The organism is Arthrobacter sp. AZCC_0090 (assembly GCF_014207375.1).
GTDB lineage: Bacteria > Actinomycetota > Actinomycetes > Actinomycetales > Micrococcaceae > Arthrobacter.
In genome coordinates, this window is sequence record NZ_JACHEE010000017.1 from 1 (window position 1) to 20,994 (window position 20,994).

At 62.5% G+C, this 20,994-nt stretch carries 21 protein-coding genes, 1 tRNA gene and 1 other RNA gene; 17 read left to right on the forward strand and 6 right to left on the reverse strand.

The window, feature by feature from the left end:
• Positions 1 to 483: 483 nt before the first annotated feature.
• The 7 genes from HNP00_RS20820 (at position 484) to HNP00_RS20850 (ending at position 5,735) form a co-directional block, all read left to right on the forward strand.
• Positions 484 to 906, forward strand: coding sequence for a DUF3052 domain-containing protein (locus HNP00_RS20820; RefSeq protein WP_059387755.1), 423 nt, complete (start codon positions 484 to 486; stop codon positions 904 to 906).
• Positions 903 to 1,406 (forward strand): peroxiredoxin, encoded by a 504-nt coding sequence (locus HNP00_RS20825; protein WP_395893842.1) that lies wholly within the window; start codon positions 903 to 905, stop codon positions 1,404 to 1,406. The genes HNP00_RS20820 and HNP00_RS20825 overlap by 4 nt, the downstream gene beginning before the upstream one ends.
• Positions 1,407 to 1,411: 5 nt before the next feature.
• Entirely contained in the window at positions 1,412 to 2,368 is a 957-nt protein-coding gene (locus HNP00_RS20830) for an NAD-dependent protein deacetylase (protein ID WP_184741629.1), read from the forward strand.
• A gap of 56 nt (positions 2,369 to 2,424) precedes the next feature.
• Positions 2,425 to 2,497 (forward strand) — tRNA-Val (locus HNP00_RS20835).
• 116 nt (positions 2,498 to 2,613) lie between these two features.
• Complete coding sequence (locus HNP00_RS20840) at positions 2,614 to 3,138, forward strand: isoprenylcysteine carboxylmethyltransferase family protein (protein ID WP_184741630.1); 525 nt, start codon at positions 2,614 to 2,616, stop codon at positions 3,136 to 3,138.
• A 290-nt stretch (positions 3,139 to 3,428) separates the two neighbouring features.
• The gene (locus HNP00_RS20845) at positions 3,429 to 4,226 is read left to right on the forward strand and encodes an IclR family transcriptional regulator (protein ID WP_184741631.1); all 798 of its coding nucleotides are present in this window, start codon (positions 3,429 to 3,431) and stop codon (positions 4,224 to 4,226) included.
• A gap of 153 nt (positions 4,227 to 4,379) precedes the next feature.
• On the forward strand, positions 4,380 to 5,735 hold the full coding sequence (locus tag HNP00_RS20850; protein ID WP_311770641.1) for an MFS transporter: 1,356 nt from the start codon (positions 4,380 to 4,382) through the stop codon (positions 5,733 to 5,735).
• A gap of 298 nt (positions 5,736 to 6,033) precedes the next feature.
• Here the strand turns inward: HNP00_RS20850 and HNP00_RS20855 are convergent, their stop codons facing one another.
• The gene (locus HNP00_RS20855; RefSeq protein WP_184741632.1) at positions 6,034 to 7,101 is read right to left on the reverse strand and encodes a D-2-hydroxyacid dehydrogenase; all 1,068 of its coding nucleotides are present in this window, start codon (positions 7,099 to 7,101) and stop codon (positions 6,034 to 6,036) included.
• Between the two features lie 71 nt (positions 7,102 to 7,172).
• Here HNP00_RS20855 and HNP00_RS20860 point away from each other — a divergent pair, with 71 nt between their 5' ends.
• The 3 genes from HNP00_RS20860 to HNP00_RS20870 are packed head-to-tail and all read left to right on the forward strand — an operon-like array spanning position 7,173 to position 9,942.
• Complete coding sequence (locus HNP00_RS20860) at positions 7,173 to 8,084, forward strand: NAD(P)-dependent oxidoreductase (RefSeq protein ID WP_184741633.1); 912 nt, start codon at positions 7,173 to 7,175, stop codon at positions 8,082 to 8,084.
• Between the two features lie 14 nt (positions 8,085 to 8,098).
• Positions 8,099 to 8,869 carry an SDR family oxidoreductase gene (locus HNP00_RS20865; RefSeq protein WP_184741634.1) on the forward strand — a complete coding sequence of 257 codons (771 nt, stop codon included), beginning with the start codon at positions 8,099 to 8,101 and terminating at the stop codon, positions 8,867 to 8,869.
• Positions 8,869 to 9,942, forward strand: a complete 1,074-nt coding sequence (locus HNP00_RS20870) for an L-idonate 5-dehydrogenase (RefSeq protein WP_184741635.1) — start codon at positions 8,869 to 8,871, stop codon at positions 9,940 to 9,942. The genes HNP00_RS20865 and HNP00_RS20870 overlap by 1 nt, the downstream gene beginning before the upstream one ends.
• Positions 9,943 to 9,978: 36 nt before the next feature.
• Here the strand turns inward: HNP00_RS20870 and HNP00_RS20875 are convergent, their stop codons facing one another.
• Positions 9,979 to 10,707 (reverse strand): FadR/GntR family transcriptional regulator, encoded by a 729-nt coding sequence (locus HNP00_RS20875; RefSeq protein WP_184741636.1) that lies wholly within the window; start codon positions 10,705 to 10,707, stop codon positions 9,979 to 9,981.
• Positions 10,708 to 10,940: 233 nt separating this feature from the next.
• On the opposite strand from HNP00_RS20875, the gene gndA reads away from it, so the two are divergent.
• Both gndA and HNP00_RS20885 read left to right on the forward strand, forming a co-directional pair.
• The gene (gndA, locus tag HNP00_RS20880; RefSeq protein WP_184741637.1) at positions 10,941 to 12,377 is read left to right on the forward strand and encodes an NADP-dependent phosphogluconate dehydrogenase; all 1,437 of its coding nucleotides are present in this window, start codon (positions 10,941 to 10,943) and stop codon (positions 12,375 to 12,377) included.
• Positions 12,378 to 12,521: 144 nt separating this feature from the next.
• Complete coding sequence (locus HNP00_RS20885; protein WP_184741638.1) at positions 12,522 to 13,355, forward strand: oxidoreductase; 834 nt, start codon at positions 12,522 to 12,524, stop codon at positions 13,353 to 13,355.
• On the opposite strand, the gene epsC is transcribed toward HNP00_RS20885, so the two are convergent.
• The 3 genes from epsC to msrA form a co-directional block, all read right to left on the reverse strand.
• Entirely contained in the window at positions 13,352 to 13,936 is a 585-nt protein-coding gene (gene epsC / locus HNP00_RS20890) for a serine O-acetyltransferase EpsC (RefSeq protein ID WP_078108643.1), read from the reverse strand. The genes HNP00_RS20885 and epsC overlap by 4 nt on opposite strands.
• A 50-nt stretch (positions 13,937 to 13,986) precedes the next feature.
• Entirely contained in the window at positions 13,987 to 14,922 is a 936-nt protein-coding gene (gene cysK, locus HNP00_RS20895; protein ID WP_184741639.1) for a cysteine synthase A, read from the reverse strand.
• A gap of 75 nt (positions 14,923 to 14,997) precedes the next feature.
• A complete protein-coding gene (msrA, locus tag HNP00_RS20900; RefSeq protein WP_184741640.1) occupies positions 14,998 to 15,522 on the reverse strand; it encodes a peptide-methionine (S)-S-oxide reductase MsrA in 525 nt (174 codons plus the stop codon).
• A 145-nt stretch (positions 15,523 to 15,667) separates the two neighbouring features.
• Here msrA and HNP00_RS20905 point away from each other — a divergent pair, with 145 nt between their 5' ends.
• The gene (locus HNP00_RS20905) at positions 15,668 to 16,585 is read left to right on the forward strand and encodes a Nif3-like dinuclear metal center hexameric protein (RefSeq protein WP_184741641.1); all 918 of its coding nucleotides are present in this window, start codon (positions 15,668 to 15,670) and stop codon (positions 16,583 to 16,585) included.
• Positions 16,586 to 16,775: 190 nt separating this feature from the next.
• The gene (locus tag HNP00_RS20910) at positions 16,776 to 17,513 is read left to right on the forward strand and encodes a zinc ribbon domain-containing protein (RefSeq protein ID WP_184741642.1); all 738 of its coding nucleotides are present in this window, start codon (positions 16,776 to 16,778) and stop codon (positions 17,511 to 17,513) included.
• 71 nt (positions 17,514 to 17,584) lie between these two features.
• Here HNP00_RS20910 and HNP00_RS20915 read toward each other — a convergent pair whose 3' ends face one another.
• Complete coding sequence (locus HNP00_RS20915) at positions 17,585 to 18,349, reverse strand: YaaA family protein (RefSeq protein WP_184741643.1); 765 nt, start codon at positions 18,347 to 18,349, stop codon at positions 17,585 to 17,587.
• A gap of 56 nt (positions 18,350 to 18,405) precedes the next feature.
• Between HNP00_RS20915 and rnpB the strand changes: the two genes are divergently transcribed.
• The 3 genes from rnpB to HNP00_RS20930 all read left to right on the forward strand — a co-directional run bounded on the left by rnpB (position 18,406) and on the right by HNP00_RS20930 (position 20,833).
• An RNA gene (rnpB, locus tag HNP00_RS20920) (RNase P RNA component class A) lies at positions 18,406 to 18,794 on the forward strand.
• A 245-nt stretch (positions 18,795 to 19,039) separates the two neighbouring features.
• Positions 19,040 to 20,536, forward strand: a complete 1,497-nt coding sequence (locus HNP00_RS20925) for a glyceraldehyde-3-phosphate dehydrogenase (RefSeq protein WP_184741644.1) — start codon at positions 19,040 to 19,042, stop codon at positions 20,534 to 20,536.
• 87 nt (positions 20,537 to 20,623) lie between these two features.
• Positions 20,624 to 20,833, forward strand: a complete 210-nt coding sequence (locus tag HNP00_RS20930) for a hypothetical protein (RefSeq protein ID WP_184741645.1) — start codon at positions 20,624 to 20,626, stop codon at positions 20,831 to 20,833.
• Positions 20,834 to 20,994 lie beyond the last annotated feature (161 nt).

Sequence of the window (20,994 nt, forward strand, 5' to 3'; positions counted from 1 at the left end):
GGCAGTCTCTTCCGGATCACGATCAGGCAGCTGGGAAGTCAACCCGCTAAGGATGTGTGAGGTCTCTTCTCCTGCAGCCACGTCCAACCTCTCTTTTGGCGCATCCATCGTCGCCTCAGGTCCGGCAGGGTAACTGCCCGTCATGAACGCGGCGTGTGCGACATATCGGTTACAACAGCCCGGTCATGTGCGCCGGACAGGTTCTCTTGAGCTCAAGCTGCGCTATTCGCGGCGGGCGGTTGCCCTTGCAGCCAAAGTCTTCACTGGCCACTGTAGCTTTGTACGAGCCGCGATGCGTAGCCATGCTGCCGCGAAGGCGTTGTATGTCACACTCAAACTGTTACATCGCATGTACTCATGGCTGTAGCCCGGCGCAGGCGTGGCTGGAGCGCAGAATATGGCGGAACGCGGGACAATGGCTTGAAGCCCACGCCCAAAGGGTGTTGGCTTGTAGTAATCGAAATCACTTCAAGAGGAGGAAACGTGAGCGAGGCCGACGCCGCCACATCGGTAAATGTGGCGGAAAGATTGGGTTTCAAAGATGGGGATCTGATTCAGGAACTCGGTTACGACGATGACGTCGATTTCGATTTGCGTGATGACATTGAGGAACTCACTGGTTCCGAACTGCTCGATGAAGACGATCACGAGGTAGTTGATGCCGTCATTTTTTGGTGGCGCGACGGCGACGGAGACCTTGTCGATGCGCTCGTGGATTCACTGACTACCTTGGGTGAAGGCGGTGTGGTTTGGGTTCTGACTCCTAAATCGGGCCGCGACAACTACGTGTCGCCTTCGGATATTCAGGACGCAGCTCCTACGGCGGGATTGCACTGCACTACGTCGGCAGGCGTCTCCAAGGACTGGAGCGCTACCCGGCTGGTGGCACGCAAGAAGAACAAGTGACGCACACCAAGTTGAACCCTGCCGGGCTGCGACCCGGAGTTCCCGTTGTCGGCCAGGAAGCCCCGGATTTTGAGCTGGTGAACCAGTATGGGGAGCCGGTTCGTTTGTCCGGTCTTCGCGGCCGCAACGTTGTGCTTGTGTTCTATCCCTTCGCCTTCTCCGGGATCTGCACCGGGGAACTGTGTGAGATCCGTGACAATCTCGGTATTTTCGAACATGCCAACGCCACTGTCCTTGGCATATCGGTTGACAGCAAGTTTGCTTTGCGGGCCTACGCGGAGAAGGAAAGCTACGAGTTTGATCTGCTGGCCGACTTCTGGCCGCACGGCGCGGTCGCTGAAAAGTATGGGGTGTTCGACTCCGCTACCGGTATGTCCTTGAGGGGCACGTTCATCATCGATGCCGCGGGCATCGTCCGTTATGTCGTCGTCAATCCGCGCGGCCAAGCACGCGATCTAGCGGAATATCGTGAGGCGTTGTCCGGGCTCGGCCAGGCCTAATGCCGATGAGTACCCAGCGGCCCGGCGTCGGAATGACTGGCTTTGCCATTCTGCCGCCGGCTTGCACGGTTGGGTTGGACGCTGATGAGCTCGAAGCTCTCCGCCAAGCCGCAGTGATTCTCGGCGGCGAGCGGCTTGCTGTTCTGACAGGCGCCGGCCTGAGTACGGATTCCGGAATCCCTGACTACAGGGGTCCCGGAGCCGCGCCACGGAATCCCATGACCTTCCAGGAGTTCATCGAAAGTTCCGCCAACCGGCGCAGGTACTGGGCGAGGAACCACCTTGGATGGTCCCATCTCCGGCATGCGGATCCCAATGCCGGGCACGCCGCCGTCGCCCTCCTTGAGCGCCGCGGGCTGATCACGGGACTCATCACGCAAAACGTGGACCGCCTGCATGAGGACGCAGGCAGCGTCAACGTGGTGGACTTGCACGGCCGCTATGATCGCGTGATTTGCCTTGACGGGGGACACGTCTTCACGCGAAGGCTCGTGGCATCCATCCTTGAGGAAATCAATCCAGGATTCCTGGAGGCTGCCCAAGCTGCCGGCGTCGTGGAGATGGCTCCCGACGCGGATGCCTCAGTGGAGGATCCCGAGCTCATCCGATCTTTCGTCGTCGCCGTTTGCCCTGTTTGCGGAGGAACGCTCAAGCCCGACTTCGTGTACTTCGGCGAAAATGTGCCCAAAGATCGGGTGCAGCGAGCCTATTCCATGGTGGACGAAGCCGGGGCCCTCCTGGTGGCTGGATCTTCGTTGACGGTCATGAGCGGGCTCAGGTTCGTCAGACATGCAGCCAAACTCGGCAAGCCCGTGGTGATCATCAACCGAGGACCGACCCGCGGCGACGAGTTCGCGAGCCTCAAAGTGGAAGCCGGGGTCAGTGGCGCGTTGGTCTGGCTTGCCGCGGAGCTTCCAGATCTGCTGACCTCGGATTCGCCGATTAGTGTTCCGGGCGAATGATCCGGTAGAGTACATGTTCGTTGGTTGAAGCGTCGAAGGCGTTGAAATCAGTGTTTGGGTCTTTAGCTCAGCTGGTAGAGCGCCACGTTTACACCGTGGATGTCATCGGTTCGATCCCGGTAGGACCCACCCAACGAAAGAGCCCCTGAGCTGCGAAAACGCAGCTCAGGGGCTCTTTCTTTTATTCCACGTGTGTTCTGGCTCCGGTGGTTGTCGCCAATCATTTGGCGGTTCAGAATGGCAGCATGACAGCGTCCGGAGATGCAGCGCGTGACAAGAGGCTGGCGAAGATCGGAACGGCGGTGTTCGCCGCTGCCCCGGCAACCGTGGCAGGCTTGCTGCCGTGGGCGGTGACCCGCTGGAAAGTGCAACAGCCCGTGCCGGGCGGACTGGCGGCCCAGTGCGCAGGTGTTCTGTTGATCGGCGCTGGTGCAGCGGTGATCAGCAATTCGTTTGTGCGGTTCGCCCTTGAGGGAATGGGCACCCCGGCACCCTTTGCGCCGCCGAAGAACCTCGTGGTCAGCGGGTTCTACAGATTCGTGCGGAACCCCATATACGTGGGAATTGGCGCTGCAATCACCGGACAGGGCCTCCTGCTGGGACAGCCGAAGCTGTTCGGCCTGGCGGCGCTGGGCGCGGTTCCGGTGGCGGCCTTCGTCAGATTGTATGAGGAGCCAACGCTCGCACATAGATTCGGAGCGGAGTATGAGAATTACCGCGCCAACGTCCCGCGCTGGCTCCCGAGGTTCACCCCTTGGCGGCAGAGCTAGCGTCGGACCAGATCAGTTCTGCGGGGAATTGGAAGAGCTCTCCACCGCGACTATTGGGGGATGCCGCGGTGGAGAACTCAAAGATGAATATACAGAGAATTTCTGGATATGGGAAGGAAGGGTGTTCTACGTCCGGGAGGGCTCCTTCCAGCCGTGAGCCACTATGATGGTATTTGTTCAGTGGATTGAACAAGCGTGATTGCCGTGGTCGGAGTTCAGCTGCCCTAGGGCGGCATTTCTGGCCGGCACGCGCCCGCTCTGCGCCAGACGCACTATTGCGAAGGAGAATCATGGCCGATTCCCGCACTCCCCGTTCCGCCGATGGATTGGGTAGCTCCTCGCCGGCGCCGGCCGTGACTCGCGCAGCTGCCGTACTGGACGCCTTGGCTGAAGCTCCTTCGGGTCGGCTGACACTCAGTGACCTTTCGAGGGAGCTGGGGATTCCGAAATCCTCCACGTCAAACCTGCTGCTTGCCCTCGAGGAGGCCCGGCTTATTACCCGCGAAGGTGCCGACTTCTCGCTCGGACGGAAACTGGTTGAACTTGGTGCCGCCTACCTCAGCCGGCTCGACGAGGTTCAGGAGTTCTACAAGTTCTGCGAGCAGGCGCCGACGCTGTCCGGCGAAACGGTTCGGATCGCGATGATCGACGGCGATCACATCATCTACCTGGCGCGCTACGAAGGTCACCCGGCCGTTCGACTTACGTCAAACATCGGCGACAAGATGCCGCTTTCCCTGAGTGCCGTCGGCAAAGTGCTCCTAGCCCAGCTTCATGACCATGACATCGAAGAGATGTTCCCGGACGATGTGGAACTTCCTGTCATGACTCCCAAGTCCCTTCGGAGTGCCGCTGAACTCAAGTCCCAGGTGCTTGCCATCCGCAAGCAGGGCTACGCCCTGGAGGACGAGGAATCCACTCTTGGCGTGGTTTGCCTTGCCGTGCCCGTGCCTACCCATGGGGCACACGGCCCTAGCCTCGGTCTCTCGGTGACTGCCCTGAAGGCCACATTCTCCGAGGAACAGGCTGCCCTGATGGTGAAGGAGCTTAAGGAGCTCGCTCACTCGCTGGGCAACCCGATGGGCTAACTGATCTCGCAGTCCAAGGGGGTCATACATAAATCTGATTACACCACTTGAAACTTGTCCAACGTGCTGTACTCTGTTCAATATAGTGATTCACGCCATGGCGGCTGACGCTATCTCGCCAGGCCAACGGGGGTCTGGAGTGTTCTTGAGGGAGTGCTTGTGACAACTCGTACTAAGACAAAGCTTGCTGATATGGACGGCGCAGTAGTTGAGCCGGAACAGCTGCGAAGGGCAACTCTTGCCAGCTCCGTAGGATCCGCCCTGGAGTACTACGACTTCTACATTTACGGTCTGGCTTCGGCTCTGATCTTCGGACCGCTGTTCTTCAAGCCTTTGGGTGAAAGCGGCGCATTGATCGCGTCGTTCGCAACCTATGGTGTTGGATTCGCGGCGCGGCCCTTCGGCGGTATCTTCTTCGGATTCATCGGAGACCGCTTCGGCCGCAAGATGGTCCTTCTCATGACCATCGGCATGATGGGCCTTGCCAGTTTCGCGATCGGCTTGTTGCCGACGTTCGACCAGGCCGGAATGCTTGGCGCTGTCCTGCTCGTGACGCTTCGCATCATCCAGGGCCTCGGCGCCGGAGCTGAACAGGCAGGCGCAACCACGCTGATCTCCGAAGTCGCTCCACCCAAGCGCCGCGGCTACTTCGCGTCACTGCCGTTCGTTGGCATTCAGCTCGGGACCCTCCTCGGTGCAGGCACCTTCGCGCTGATTGGCATGGCCAACAAGAGCGTACTCGAAGGCTGGCTGTGGCGCGTGCCGTTCCTCGCCAGCTTCATCCTGATCATCGTGGCCGTTTTCATCCGCCTCCGGCTCAAGGAGACCCCGGTCTTCCAAGAGTTGGAAAAGCACAAGAACGTGGTGAAGAACCCCGTTGGCGAGCTCGTGAGGCACTCCAAGAAGAACGTGCTGATCGGAATTGGCCTCCGCATGGGCGAGAACGGCAACTCCTCGATCTACTCGACCCTGCTCATTTCCTTCATGTCGGTCAAGGAAGGCGTCTTCCCTGGCGACAAGTTCATCGGCCCGGTCGGTCTCCTGATCGCAGCAGGGTTCGCGGCCGTCATGGTGGTCTCCTTCGGCGCCCTGTCTGACCGTATTGGTCGCGTCAAGGTTTACCGCTATGGCGCCCTGTTCCAGGCAATCTTCGCGATTCCCGCGTTCTACCTGGTGACCCTCGGCAACGTCACCCTCGTGTGGGCCGTCATGGTGGTCGGCATCGCACTTGGCGTGCAGTCGATGCTTGGCCCGCAGTGCCCGCTGCTGCCCGAGCTCTTCGGCTCGCAGTACCGTTTCACCGGTGTGGCATTGAGCCGCGAACTGTCTGCCGTCCTGGCTGGCGGACTCGTTCCACTGGTTGGTGCCGCCTTCCTTGCCGTGACAGGCAACTCCTGGGTGGTCCTGGCGGTCTACTCGCTGGTCCTGGCGCTGATTTCATACATCACCACGTTCTTCACCCCGGAAACAGCCGGCCGCGACCTCCTTTCCCTGGAGGACGCGAAGTAAGGATCCCAGTACCACGACGTGGCAAGCAGTGGTGGCCCCCTCCGAAGTTCGGAGGGGGCCTCGCTCTGTTGCGCCCGGGTCATGCACGGCGTTCGTGGTCCAGCTCGGAGCTTGTTTAGGGGATGGGCGGCTAGTTGCGCCGGAATGGCAAACAGGCCCTGGTTTGGCACAGCAAGCCCGCCGGACAGCAAAAGCCTCCGTACAGCAAGCCCGCCGTACAGCAAGCCCGCCGCACAGCAAAGCGGCTCCTCCGGAATACCGGAGGGGCCGCAAGGGCAATGCGCTGGTCGCGGACGGTTTAGTAGAAGTGCACCGTGTCCACCAGATGGGGGAGTTCCCCGCCGTCGAGGAAGGTGCGCAGGTTGCTGACGAAGCGCTCGGCGATGAGGCGGTTCTCTGCGGCGCTGAGTGCCGAGGTGTGGGGGGAGACCATGACCTTCGGATGGTTCCACAGCGGGCTGTCCCGGGGCAACGGCTCGACGGCGAAAACGTCCAGGCAAGCGTAGGACACCTGGCCATTTTCCAGGGCTTCGAGGAGCGCTTCCTCATCAACCACGGTTCCGCGGCCAACGTTGACAAAAACCGTGCCGGGTTTCATGGCCGAGAAGACCTCGCTGTTGAAGAGCTTCTCCGTGTACGGCGTGCCGGGCAAGGTGTTGACGACCGCGTCAGCCGATGCCAGGAGTCCTGCCAGGCCCTGGTTGTTGGCCACTTCGTCGATTCCCTCGATGGTTTCGACGTTCCGCTTGGTTCCGCTGACTTTCATGCCCAACGCGCGGGCGATGCGGGCAGTTTCCATGCCGATCTCGCCGAGGCCGGTGATGACCAGCTTGGAACCGTTCACAAGTTTGGTGGGAGTTCGTAGCTCTGGCCAGACCTTGGCGGCCTGGTCCTGTGCGAGTTCCGCGCTCCGCTTGAAGCCGTTGAGGATGCCAAGGGCGGCAAACTCCGCAAGCGGAAGGGCATGCACGCCCGCGGAGGTGGTCACCTTGAACTTTTGCAGAGTCTCGCTGTCGAGGCCGGAAGCTTTGACCGCGCCGCCGGCGCCCGCTGCCATGGCGTGGATCCACTGCAGGTGCGGGTTGCTCTGGGCGATGCGGGCCAGTCCGGCCGGGTTTTCATTGGGGAAACCGTAAAGGACCTGTGCCTTGTTCAGCATGGACCAGTAGCGCTCCTCTTGTTCCGGAGTGCGCTTGAAGTCCGGATCGCCGGAGTGGTCCGCCGGGAAGCGTTCCGGGGGAAGTAGCTCGGGTTCGTAAAGGACAGTAATGCTGGGATCTACTGCGCGGATACGCTCCACATGCTCAGCTTCGAGCGGGACTGCGATCGCGATGGTAAGTTCATCAGTCGTCATAGTGTTCATCATACTGAATAGCGGCTAGGATATTGAACAGTTTTTGAAAATATGAACCACAAAGAAGTGAGGTGCAACGGGACATGACTGCCAGGACTGTAGGTTTTGTGGGGCTCGGGCTCATGGGCTTCCCCATGGCCGCCAATCTACTTGCCAGCGGCCGGGAAGTGACCGCTTGGAACCGTTCGGCCGAGGCACTGGCCGAATTGGAGAAGCTCGGCGGGAAACGTTCGGAATCGGTTGCCGGACTGCGCGACCAAGCCGCCATTATCTTCATGCTTCCGGATCTCTCTTATATCCAAGACGCGGCCGCGCCGCTGCTCGACTCCTGGCGTTCGGCCAGCCCGCTCCCTGGAACCACACTTGTCGTCATGAGCAGCGTGTCTCCCACGGCCGTCCAGGAATTCGGCAGAGCGGTCCATGACACCAGTGGCGGGAACGCTGTCGTCGTCGACGCCCCTGTGAGCGGCGGGACCAAAGGTGCGCAGGATGGCACGCTGGCCATCATGGTGGGAGCCGGAGAGGAAGACTTCCAACAGGTGCTTCCCGTGCTTCAGGCCATGGGCACCACGGTCCGCCGCATGGGCAACTTGGGTGCCGGTTCGCTGGCGAAGGCCTGCAACCAGCTGATCGTCGGGACCACGACGGCGGCGCTTGCGGAAGCTGCCGAACTCGCCGAGCGTTCGGGCATGGACGCTTCTGCCCTGTTCGATGTCCTGGCCGGCGGGCTTGCCGGAAGCCGTGTATTGGAGATCGTCGGGCCACGCCTTGCAGCCAAGGACTACACGCCCACGGGTCCCGCGAAATTCATGCACAAGGACCTCAATTTCGTGCTCGAAAGCGCCGAGGCGGCCGGTGCCGCCGTCCCGATGGCGACTGCCGGCGTCGAACTCTACCGCGAACTGATTGATCAGGGCCTTGGCGACCAGGACCTCGCCGTTGTCCGCCAGGCCATCGCCAACCTCAGCGACTCTTCCCTAAGCCCTTTGAACTAAGTAAGGAAACAACTATGAGTGGACTCTTTGATCTCACCGGGCGCGTTGCGCTCGTTACGGGATCCAGCCGCGGCATCGGCAACGCGCTGGCCCGCGGATTGGCCGACGCCGGTGCCACGATCGTCCTCAACGGCATCAACGCCGAACGGCTCAAGGACGCCGAAGCCGCCATGGCTGCGGACTTCGGACCCGGCCGCGTCCACAGCTGCGCGTTCGACGTCACCAGCGATTCCGAAGCAGCCCGCGGCGTTGCCTGGGTCGAAGAGAATGTCGGCCCTCTCGAAATCCTCGTCAACAATGCGGGCATCCAGCACCGCGTCCCCATGCTCGACCTCGATGTGAAGGACTGGGACCGGGTCATCACCACCGACCTCACGAGCGCTTTCCTGGTCGGTCGTGAAGCTGCACGCCACATGATCCCGCGAGGCCGCGGCAAGATCATCAACATCTGCTCGGTGCAGACGGACCTGGCGCGTCCCACGATCGCGCCCTATGTCGCCGCCAAGGGTGGCCTGCGCAACCTCACGCGCGCCATGACCGCTGAATGGGCTGCCTCGGGCCTGCAGATCAACGGCATTGCCCCTGGTTACATCCACACTGAAATGACCCAGAACCTCGTGGACGATCCCGACTTCAACACGTGGATACTTGGCCGCACGCCGGCCCACCGATGGGGCACCGTGGAGGATCTCGCCGGTCCTGCGGTGTGGCTTGCCTCGGAGGCGTCCAATTTCGTCAACGGCCAGACGATCTTCGTCGACGGCGGAATGACGGTGGTCGTCTAATGAGCAATATCCAGCACGCTGGCTTTCAGCTTCCCCGGACTTCGCCCGCCGTCGTTGCCCATGCGGCCGGCGACCTTCGCATTGAGGACATAACCCTCAGCGCACCGGCTCCTAACCAGGCCGTCGTCGAGATCGCCTACGGTGGCATCTGCGGCTCGGACCTGCACTACTGGCTTCACGGTGCGGCCGGCGAGTCCATCCTCAAGGCGCCACTGGTACTCGGCCACGAAATCGTCGGCACCGTGGTCCAACAGGCCGCCGATGGCAGCGGCCCGGCAACCGGAACCGCCGTTGCCGTCCACCCGGCAAGCCCTGCCCCTGGTGCCGCCAAATATCCTGAAGACCGTCCCAACCTTTCCCCCGGCTGCACCTACCTCGGCAGTGCAGCACGTTTCCCACACACGGACGGCGCCTTCAGCCGCTACGCCACCCTGCCGTCCCGCATGCTCCGGGCCCTTCCGGCCACGCTGGACTTGCGCACGGCGGCGCTTGTGGAGCCGGCCAGCGTTGCCTGGCACGCCGTCGCCCGCGCCGGGGATGTGGCCGGAAAGACGGCGCTGGTGATCGGAAGCGGTCCGATCGGCGCGCTGGCAGTCGCTGTGCTCAAGCGTGCGGGGGCAACCCGGATCGTGGCCGTCGACATGCACGACAAGCCGCTTGAGATCGCCCGTGCAGTGGGTGCGGACGAGCTCCTGAAGGGCGATGACGCCGACGCGATCGCAGCGGTGGAGGCCGACGTCGTCATCGAGTCCTCCGGCAGCCACTTCGGACTGGCATCCGCAATCAAGGGCGCCGTCCGTGGTGGCAAGGTGGTCATGGTCGGGCTGCTGCCCTCGGGTCCGCAGCCGGTCTTCATTTCGCTGGCCATCACCCGCGAGCTCGAACTGCTCGGTTCTTTCCGTTTCAACAACGAAATTGACGAGGTCATTGCGGCGCTCGCGGACGGCTCGCTCTACGTGGATCCGGTGGTGACCCACGAATTCACGCTGGACCGCGGTCTGGAGGCCTTCGAGGTAGCCAGGAACTCGGCCGAATCCGGGAAGGTCCTGCTGAACTTCCAACCTGTGGCCTAGGCTCTCAGGCAGTCGAGCGGCGCCGGCGAGCAGCCGTCAGCGCCGCTCGACTGGAACAAAAACCCGAGGCTGGCCTTCCCAGCTGGGCGACAAGTCCGCGATGGTCTCCCGCATGATGTTGGACGAGGCATCGCGGGCTTTGTCGCCGTCTCCGTCGCTGATGCCCTGGGCCACATCCACATGCCATTGCAAGGCCGCTTCCTTCGGGTGTTCGGGCATGAGCCCGTGGACCGTCCGGCCGGTCAGGGTCTCCGTAACCTGACCGATCAGGTTCGCGAACATCTCATTGCCGGAACCGGACAGCACCAGCGCGTGAAAGCGGATGTCCAGGTCCAGGAAGGTGGGCATGTCGCCTGCACGGCCTGCCTCACGCATGGCCAGGGAGATTTTCAACAGCTCACTTCGCAGTGACTCCGGAGCGTTTTCCGCGGCCAGTTCCGCGGCTACGGGCTCGACGGCGGAGCGGAGTTCGGCGAGGGAGCGCAACTGTGCGCCGCGGCCTTCTCCGGCCAGCCGCCAGCGGATGACCAGCGGATCGAAGGGATTCCAGCGGTGCGCGGGGAGGACCCGGATGCCAACACGCTTGATGGTTTCCACCAGTCCCAGAGACTGCAGTACCCTGACGGCCTCACGTACCACCGACCGCGACACTTTGAGCTCCTCCTCAAGGTGCTCAGCCAACATGACGTGACCGGTGGGGAGCTTACCGCCGACGATCCGGGTACCCAGGTGCTCGACAGCGCGGTAGTGGAGACTGGTTGACATAGTCGTAAGCATAGTGGCGTTGACCGCCCCGCCACCGGAAGCCCGAGCGCCGGCGAACTCCCCAGAGGGCGAGCTCGCAACATAGACTCTTTTGTGACGCGGACGTTTCCAAAACGTGGGCGCAACTTTCCCAGACGTGGTCCGAATACGTATGGTTTATTCCAGCTACTGCTCTAGAAAGCGTTTCCTCGCTCCTAGCAGGACTCAATGCACAAGAATGAATTGGAGTTTTGATGTCAGCACACATCGGTGTCACCGGCCTCGCGGTGATGGGCGCCAATCTGGCCCGCAACCTGGCCCGCAACGGCTTCACCGTTGCCCTCCACAACCGCTCCGTCGAAAAGACCGACGCCCTGCTGGCCAAGCACGGCACGGACGGCGACTTCATCCGCACGGAAACCCTCCAGGAACTCGTGGACTCCCTGGAGAAGCCCCGCCGCGTCCTGATCATGGTGAAGGCCGGCAAGCCGGTTGACGCCGTCATCGACCAGCTCGTTCCCTTGCTGGAGCCCGGTGACATCGTGATCGACGCCGGCAACTCGCACTACGAGGACACCCGCCGCCGCGAATCCGCACTGGCCGAGAAGGACCTGCACTTCGTGGGCGTCGGCGTTTCCGGCGGCGAAGAGGGCGCCCTCAATGGACCCTCCATCATGCCCGGTGGTTCCAAGGAGTCCTACGAGGCTCTGGGCCCGCTGCTCGAAAAGATCTCCGCCAAGGTTGACGGCCAGCCCTGCTGCGCGTGGATCGGCACCGACGGCGCCGGACACTTCGTCAAGATGGTCCACAACGGCATCGAATACGCCGACATGCAGGTCATCGGCGAAGCCTTCGATCTCCTTCGCTCCGGCGCCGGAATCGAGCCGGCCGAGCAGTCCAAGATCTTCGCCGAATGGAACAAGGGCGAACTCGCTTCCTTCCTGATCGAAATCTCCGCCGAGGTCCTGGGCCACGTCGACGCCAAGACCGGCAAGCCGTTCGTCGACGTCGTCGTGGACGCGGCCGGCCAGAAGGGCACCGGCCGCTGGACGGTCATCTCCGCCCTCGAGCTCGGTTCACCGGTTTCGGGCATCGCGGAATCCGTCTTCGCACGCGCCCTGTCTTCGCAGGCGGAACAGCGGAAGCTGGGCCAGGAGCTCCTCGCCGGCGAGGAAATCGCCGTCGACGTTCCAGAGAACTTCGTCGAGGACGTCCGCCAGGCGCTTTACGCGTCCAAGCTGGTTTCCTACGCCCAGGGCCTGGACATGCTGACCTCGGCCGCCAAGGAGTACGGCTGGGACCTCAAGCTCGATGAAATCGCTTCGCTGTGGCGCGGCGGCTGCATCATCCGCGCGGAGTTGCTCAAGGAAATCACCAACGCCTACGCAGCAGAGGAGAAGCCGGCCAACCTGCTGTTCGCTCCGGCCTTCACCAAGGCAATCGCGGGCGCCCTGCCGGCATGGCGCCGAGTGGTGGCAACCGCGGTCCAGCTGGGCATCCCGGTTCCCGTGTTCTCCTCCTCGCTGGCCTACTACGACGGACTGCGCCGCAAGCGCCTCGCCGCAGCAGTCATCCAGGGACAGCGCGACCTCTTCGGCGCGCACACCTACGGCCGAGTTGACACAGAAGGCACCTTCCACACCCTGTGGGGCGAAGACAAGTCCGAGATCTCGGCAGTCGACACGCACTAGGGACCTGCTGCCCCACTCGTGGGCCCAGACTGACCCTGCTGCCCGAGTCAAAGGCCGGCACTTCCGCGTTACTGTGGAGGCGCCGGCCTTTGCCGTAGGTACGTCCTGAAGGAAAACACCACCCGCCGCACGAGGGAGCAGTCCATGCCGCAACGCGTCGCATTCGTCACAGGGGCGTCAACCGGAATCGGGTTTGAAGCCGCCATCAAGCTCAGCAAAGCAGGGATGGTGGTGTATGCGGGGGCGCGGAGGGTCGAGAAGATGGAGCCCCTCAAAGCCCAGGGGATCAAGGTGTTGTCCCTGGACGTCACCGTCGAAGAATCGATGAAGGCCGCCGTAGACCTTGTCTTGGCCGAACAGGGGCGGATCGACGTACTGGTCAACAACGCCGGATACGGGTCCTACGGCTCGTTGGAAGAGGTACCGCTCGACGAGGGCCGGCGCCAATTCGAGGTCAACGTCTTCGGTCTCGCCCGTATGTGCCAACTGGCGATTCCGGCGATGCGTGCCGCGGGTTCGGGCAGGATCATCAACGTGTCCTCGATCGGCGGCAAGATGTATGAACCCTTGGGCGCTTGGTACCACGCAACCAAGTTCGCCGTCGAGGGCCTCAGCGACTCGCTGCGGCTCGAGCTGAAGCCGCATGGCATCGACGTCGCAATCATCGAGCCCGCCGGAACCGACACGGAATGGGGCACCATCGCAGGGGAGAGCCTGCTGACGGTGTCCGGACAGGGACCCTATCGGGACCAGGCGGGCGTCGTCGCGGCCGCTTTGGCATCGACGTCGGGAACAGCGCTGTCGACGCACCCGCGCACCGTGGCAGGTGCTATTATGCATGCTGCAACCGCGCGACGGCCCAGGACCCGCTACCCGGTGGGTAGGGGAGCCTGGACCATCCTGACGTTGCGGAGGGTCCTTCCGGACCGGGCCTTCGACACCGTGTTTTGGAACGCCTACAAGCGCTTCGCTGCCTAGATCCGGTATTCGATGTAGTACTCGGCCGGGTCGACGGCCGGTTTGGTTTCGCTCTTGGCATCGCGGTGCCGCCACGTTGCGGGAACGCCGGTGATGATCGACTCGGGCGGTGCGTCTTTGACCACGACGGCGTTGGCGCCTACGGCACTGTCCGCGCCGATGGTGATCGGGCCAAGGACCTTCGCTCCGGCTCCGATGGTGACCCGATCTCCGATGGTGGGATGACGCTTGACTTTGGCCAGCGAGCGGCCGCCCAGCGTCACACCGTGGTAGATCATGACGTCTTCGCCGATCTCCGCTGTCTCACCGATCACCACACCCATGCCGTGGTCGATGAAGAACCTCCGGCCGATGGTCGCGCCTGGATGGATCTCGATTCCGGTCAGGAACCGGGCAAGTTGCGAAATGAGCCTTGCCGGAAAGCGCAGCTCAGGGTTCTGCCACAGTTTGTGCGTCAAGCGGTGCGCCCAGATGGCATGCAGCCCGGAGTATGCAAAAAAGTTCTCAAAGGAGCCTCGGGCCGCCGGGTCATGCGACCGGGCGGCCTCGAGGTCCTCCATAAGTCTTGCGAAGAAGCTCACAAAGACCTTTCTACAGGAAATGAAAGAAGGCGGTTGCGCAGGGTCTGCAATCAGCCGCGAATATCGTCAAAAAGCACGGTGGAGATGTAACGTTCGCCGAAGTCGGGAACGATCGCCACGATGAGCTTGTCCTTGTTCTCGGGACGCTTCGCGAGCTCCAGGGCACCCCAGACGGCTGCGCCGGCCGAGATGCCGCCGAGGATGCCTTCCTTCGTGCCGAGGGCGCGGGCGGTGGCCACGGAGTCCTCCAGAGTTGCGTCGAGAACCTCGTCGTAGACGTTGGTGTCCAGGATTTCCGGGATGAAGTTCGCGCCAAGGCCCTGGATCTTGTGCGGGCCAGGGGCGCCGCCGTTCAGGATGGGGGAGTCCTTGGGCTCGACGGCCACGATCTGGATCTCCGGCTTGCGCTCCTTCAGGACCTGCCCGACGCCGGTGATGGTGCCGCCCGTGCCGACTCCGCCGACGAAGATGTCCACGCCGCCGTCGGTGTCGGCCCAGATTTCCTCAGCCGTGGTGGTGCGGTGGATCTCCGGGTTTGCCTCGTTGGCGAACTGCTGGGCCCAGACGGAGTTCTCTGTGTTGGCGACAATCTCTTGGGCCTTTTCGACGGCGCCGCGCATGCCTTCAGAGCCGGGAGTCAGGACAATCTCAGCACCGTAGGCGCGCAGCATGACACGGCGCTCGGTGGACATGGTTTCCGGCATTGTCAGGATGACCTTGTAACCGCGCGCCGCGCCAACCAGGGCCAGCGCGATGCCGGTGTTGCCCGACGTTCCCTCGACGATGGTGCCGCCCGGCTTCAGCGCACCAGATTTCTCGGCGGCGTCGATGATGGCGACACCGATACGGTCCTTGACGCTATTGGCGGGGTTGTAGAACTCCAGCTTCACGGCAACCGTGGCGTCCAAGCCTTCAGTGAGCCTGTTCAAGCGGACCAGGGGGGTTCCGCCGATGAGCTGGGTGACGTCGTCGTAGATCCGTGCCATGTAATCATGCCTATTCTCTGAATTCGCTGAAATAGCTACTGCTGAGGTCAGCCTAACGAGCGGTGCTACACGCTGCTACGCGCGGAGCCACGAAGAGTAATATTTCCGGGCCTTGGCGAGCTTGGGGTTGATGATCACCTGGCAATAGCCTTGCTCCGGGAACTTGGCGTAGTAGTCCTGGTGGATGGACTCGGCTTCGTAGAATTCCGGCAGCCTGCTGACCTCGGTCACAATCGGCTTGGACCACAATTCCTGGTTCCGGAGGATGGCTTCCTCGAAGAGGATCTTTTCTTCGGTCGTGGTGTAGAACATCGAGGAACGGTACTGGGTTCCGACGTCGTAGCCCTGTCGGTTGAGAGTGGTGGGATCGTGCAGGGCGAAGAACATGTCCAGGATGACCTCCGGCGGGATAACGTCCTCATCGAAAGTCACGGCGACGACCTCTGCGTGGCCCGTCATGCCGGAGCAGACATCGTAATAGTCGGGGTTGCGGATGTGCCCTCCTGTGTATCCGGAAACCACGGAGCTGACTCCCTTGGTCTTCTGATAGACAGCATCAAGGCACCAGAAGCAGCCTCCGCCAAGCACAAAAGTTTTCATGATCTCTTCAATGGCCGGGAGTCCTGGATGATTCCCGCACAACCTTACGGGAGTGTGACGGCGCAGACGCCGTCACAGGCAGCAATCTCAGACAGTCCGGTTGCGCAAGCGCGTCATGGCCACGAAATGCGCAAGAATGTAGTGCATGGAAGCTGTGAACACCGCGGTTGCAGATACAGGATCCGGGGAAGAACCGGAAGACGGTGCGGACGGAACTTCAGGAACCAGTACCCCGACACTCGGTCAGGTTTTGCTGGCCGTGGAGGAACTCTGGCCTGAGTCCCTCGCCGAGGACTGGGACGAGGTGGGCCTGGTGGTCGGGCGGCCCACTGCGACCGTCACGAAGGTCATGTTCGCAGTGGATCCAACCCTCGCAGCCATTGACGAAGCCATTGAATGGGGTGCCGAGCTCCTCGTCACCCACCATCCCTTGCTGCTCAAGGGCGTCACCTCTGTGGCTGCCACGAGCGCCAAAGGCCTCGCCGTCCACCGGCTCATAGAGTCAGGTACCGGGCTGCTGACCGTGCACACCAACGGGGACTCCGCCGTCGGAGGCGTTTCGGATGTCCTCGCCGACGCGTTCGGGCTGGACAATGTTGTCCCGCTGGCCCCGGCTGCCCACGGCCTGCCGGAAGAAGGCATCGGCCGGGTTGGAGACCTTCCGGAGCTCATGACCCTGGGCGATTTCGCGGCGCGTGTGTTCGAGATTCTGCCTTCGGTAGCAGGGGGAGTCCGTGTGGCCGGGGACAAGGACGGGCTGGTGCGGCGTGTTGCTGTGTGCGGCGGAGCCGGTGACAGTCTGTTCGATGCGGTCCGGGCGAGCCAAGCGGACCTCTACGTCACGGCAGATATGCGCCACCACCCGGCGTCGGAAGCACGCGAAGCTGCCATTGACGGGAGGCCGTACCTCATCGACGTATCGCACTTCGCGAGCGAGTGGCTATGGTTGCCCGCCGCGGCCGAAGCGCTTGGGAACGTGCTCGCGGACCAGGGGCACGACGTCGAGATCCGGGTCGCTTCCACCAATAGCGATCCCTGGGACTTCATCCTGACTCCCGGCTAAAGCCTGGCGTGCGAGCTCTGTCCCAGGGCCCACCCCGGCGAGGGACCCACACCGAGCGCAGCGAGGTTTGGGAGCCGGTGGCGATGTAGCGAGGCAGGGGAGCACGTTAGGCGCTAGAGTCGAGACAAACAGGCTGGAGAGCCTGGCCGGGAGCGGGTATCTTCTCCGGCACGATCAAGCGGAGGTAAGCGTGGCCAAGGCAGCACCGGCGGAACAGTTGAAATTGCTCGAACTGCAGGGGTTGGACGCGAAGCTCAAATCCTTGGCCAACCGCCGGCGCACTTTGGAGAGCGACCCCCGCATCACCGATCTTCAGGACGCCCTGGGCGTGGCCAACGGGGCACTGGGAACTGCGAAGCTCGCCGTCCACGATGCCGAAGCCGAACTACGCCGGTCCGAAGCTGACGTCGAACAAGTTGCGGGCCGCATTGAGCGGGACGAAGCCAGGCTGAACAGCGGCACCGGACTCTCCAAGGACCTCGTTGCATTGCAGAGCGATATCGCGTCACTCAACAAGCGCCGCTCCGACCTTGAGGACGTCGAGCTGGAAATCCTCGAACGCCTGGATGGGCTGAGGGAGCGCCAAGCCGCGCAGCAGCAGATTGTCGATGATATCCAGGGTTCCTTCTCCGGCATTCGTGCAGAGCTGGACGCCGCGATCGCTGAGATTGTTGCCGAGGAGACGGATGTGCGCGCTCAGCGGACCAGCTTCGCTGACGGTCTCGACGCCGGGATGCTGGCAATCTACGAAAAGACCCTTGCCAAGCGCGGCGTGGGGGCTGCCAGGCTGTTCCATGGCAAGTCCGAAGGCTCCGGCATGACGCTCAGCGCCGGCGATCTTGCCGAGGTCAGGGCAGCCGCCGAGGACGACATTGTCTTCTGCCCCGATTCCGGCTGTATCTTGGTGCGCTCCGCCGAGTGGAACTAACCGCCTGTTTCCCACCCAACTGACTCGCAGTTAATGTCGTTTTCAGGGCTGAAAACGACACCTACTGCTAGTTAGTTGGGGAGGATGATGCTGAGGGTGTGCGGCTTGCGCGCCATGCCTTCCGTCAACTCCGCTGTCCAGATTTCCGAGGCAGCCTTGAGTAGCTGTTCGGGGGTTCCCGGAGCCTTGCCTCGACGGCTCAGGAGATGCCGGGCCAGTTCGCCGCGGGTGTGCTTGGCGAAGTGGCTGATCACGGTGCGCTTGCCATTGGACTCGGAAAAGACGTTGACAGCGACCGTTTGTGCCGCGGGCGGAGCCCAAGCCGCGGCGTAGGTGCTGGAGCGGCAGTCCACCAGCAGCTCGCCCTCCACCCGCGAGGCGAGGGCCTGCGTGAGCTGCGGCTTCCAGAATGAGGCGAGGCGTCCGACGTCGGGCAATGCGGTTCCCATGGACAGCCGATAGGCGGGCACGCGATCGCCGAAGCCAATGGCCCCCCACAAGGCGGACACCACGAGGATTGACTCCGCCGCTTTGCGGCGCTGTGCCAGCGTCAGGGACTTATACCCAAGCGCGTCGTAGAGAACCCCGGAATACACCTGATGGGCCGGGGCTGCTGGTTCGGCGTGGAGCCGGGTGTTGCGTTCGACGTCGTCCTTCAGGGATGCGCCCACACCTAACAGCGCAAGGGCGTCCTCGTGCGCGCTGACCAGACCCAGGGCGTCAAGCACTTTAGCCCTGTAGCTGTTGAGTTCCGGAAAGCTTAGGGACTCCCAATCGACGGCGGGGCCTTTGACAGCGGGGGTCTTACCTTCGGAAGGCGGCAGGAGAATCAGCACCTGTCGATATTACCGGGACGGGAGCGCCGCTCGACGACGATAGACTGTACAAAGGATGGGACAGCCAGGCGGCCGCGCGTCACGCAAGTGGCTCGAGGAACGTCCGGGCTCCACAGAGCGGGGTGGTGGGTAACACCCACTCGGGGTAACCCGCAGGCCAGTGCCACAGAAAACAGACCGCCTTGATCGCGTGTGCCTGCACAGGCGATCAAGGTAAGGGTGAAACGGTGGTGTAAGAGACCACCAGCTTCCCGGGTGACCGGGAAGGCTAGGTAAACCCCACCCGGAGCAAGGCCAGACAGGGCACGTTTGAGGGCTGCTCGCCCGAGTGTCCGGGTAGGCCGCTGGAGGGTGTCGGCAACGGCATCCGTAGATGGATGGCCGCCTCTTCCCTGCCGGTAACGGCTTGGAATGACAGAACCCGGCGTATCGGCTGTCCCATCCGCCAGCCGTGTGTGAGTGAATTCACGCATCGCGGCTGCCCAAGCCTTCCGTGCCAGACCTTAGAATGGGAACTGAACGTAGAAGTTCCACCGCCGGTTCTGCGTTCGCAGCCGGCGGTTTTTCTTTGCAACGTTCGAGGTGTCCGGGCAGACCGAAGTCCCGCCGATGCCAGTGCCGCAGGATTACTCCGGGCGGCCGCCAACTACGTACGAGGACGTATGTAGCTGACCCTAGGAAGGTAGTTCTGTGAGCCAGTCATCAGATTCTTGTCTTGACACGTGGATGGGCCGCGAAGCGCTGGCCGAGGCCATGATCCCGGTGATCGGCCGGCTGTACCGTGAAAACAACGTGGTGACCAGCATCCACGGGCGTAGCCTCATCAACAAATCGTCCATGAACATCCTGAAGGCCCACCGCTTTGCGCGCCGGATGAGCAAGGACGAACTCCTGCTCGAGGAAACCGCGCCTTTGCTCAATACGCTCGCCGAACTTGAACTCGGGGCCGCGGCGATCGACATCGCCCGCCTCAACGAGAAGTACAAGGCCGAGGCCTCGGGCACCCCGCTCGAAGACTTCCTCCGCGCCGAACTCGCCGCGGTCGTGGGACGCCGCGGCGCGGACGACCGCACCAGCACCGACGTCGTACTCTACGGGTTCGGCCGGATCGGCCGGCTCCTGGCCCGGCTCCTGATCGAAAAGGCCGGCGGCGGCCACGGGCTGCGCCTGCGCGCCATCGTTGTCCGCAAGGGCGCCGAGAATGACCTCGTCAAGCGCGCCAGCCTGTTGCGGCGCGACTCCGTGCACGGTTCCTTCGAAGGCACCATCCGCGTGGATGAGTCCGCCAACACGATCACGGCCAATGGTGTCCAGATCCAGGTCATCTACTCAGACAACCCCTCCACGGTTGACTACACGGCCTACGGCATCAAAGATGCCCTGGTGGTCGACAACACGGGCCGCTGGCGCGATGCCGAAGGCCTGTCTCAGCACCTGCAGAGCAAGGGCGTCGCACGCGTCCTGCTCACGGCTCCGGGCAAAGGCGACCTTAAGAACATCGTCCACGGCATCAACCACTCCTCCATCGAGGACGCGGACAAGATCGTCACCGCGGCCTCCTGCACCACCAACGCCATCACCCCGGTGCTCAAGGCACTCAACGACAAGTTCGGCGTCATCCACGGCCACGTGGAAACCGTGCACTCGTTCACGAACGACCAGAACCTGATCGACAACTTCCACAAGGGCGACCGCCGTGGACGCTCTGCCGCGCTCAACATGGTCATCACCGAAACCGGCGCGGCCAAGGCCGTGGCAAAGGCGCTTCCGGAACTGCAGGGCAAGCTGACCGGTAACGCGATCCGCGTTCCCACCCCGGACGTTTCGATGGCCATCTTGAACCTCAACCTCGAAAAGGGAACTACGAAGGACGAGGTCAACAACTACCTTCGTGAGATGTCGCTGCACTCGGAGCTGCGGAAGCAGATCGACTTCATCGACTCGCCCGAGGTTGTCTCTACCGACTTCGTCGGTTCGCGCCGTGCTGGCATCGTGGACGGCCTGGCCACCATCGCGAACGATAAGAACCTCGTGGTGTATGTCTGGTACGACAACGAATTCGGCTACAGCTGCCAGGTAGTGCGCGTTATGGAAGAAATGGCTGGCGTGAACCCGCCGTCGTTCCCGGCACGCGGCGTCGCTGTTAACGTCGAGCCCAACACTTCGTTGGAGACGGCCGGCGTCTAGCAGGTTTGGCCGAGGCCAGGAAAGACACACAGGGGTTTCCCGGCTGATGCGCTGGTATCAGCCGGGAAACCTGACCAGAATGGACCCATGGAACGCGAAAAGATTCTGGAACACGACACAACCCTGGAACACGCACTGGACGTGGCGCGAGCCAACTTTAAAGAGGCCCAGCGCCTGCTCGACGAGGCCAAGAGGGCATTCGCGGCGGGTGATATCGTCGAGGACCGCGTCGTCCAACTCGAGTCACTTCTTCAGCTCGCAGCTGATGACTTGAAACGCGTCACCAAGGAGCAATAGCAAGCCGCCCGAGTCGCCTGCGCGGTGATCTGTCCGACGTAGGGCATTACCCCGCGGTGATGATTCCGGCACAGTGACTTGTCCTCCACACTGTGGATATCGGCATTCGTTGTCGATGCCCTGACCTAGTCTCAAGGGACGTATTCCTCCTCGAAAGGATC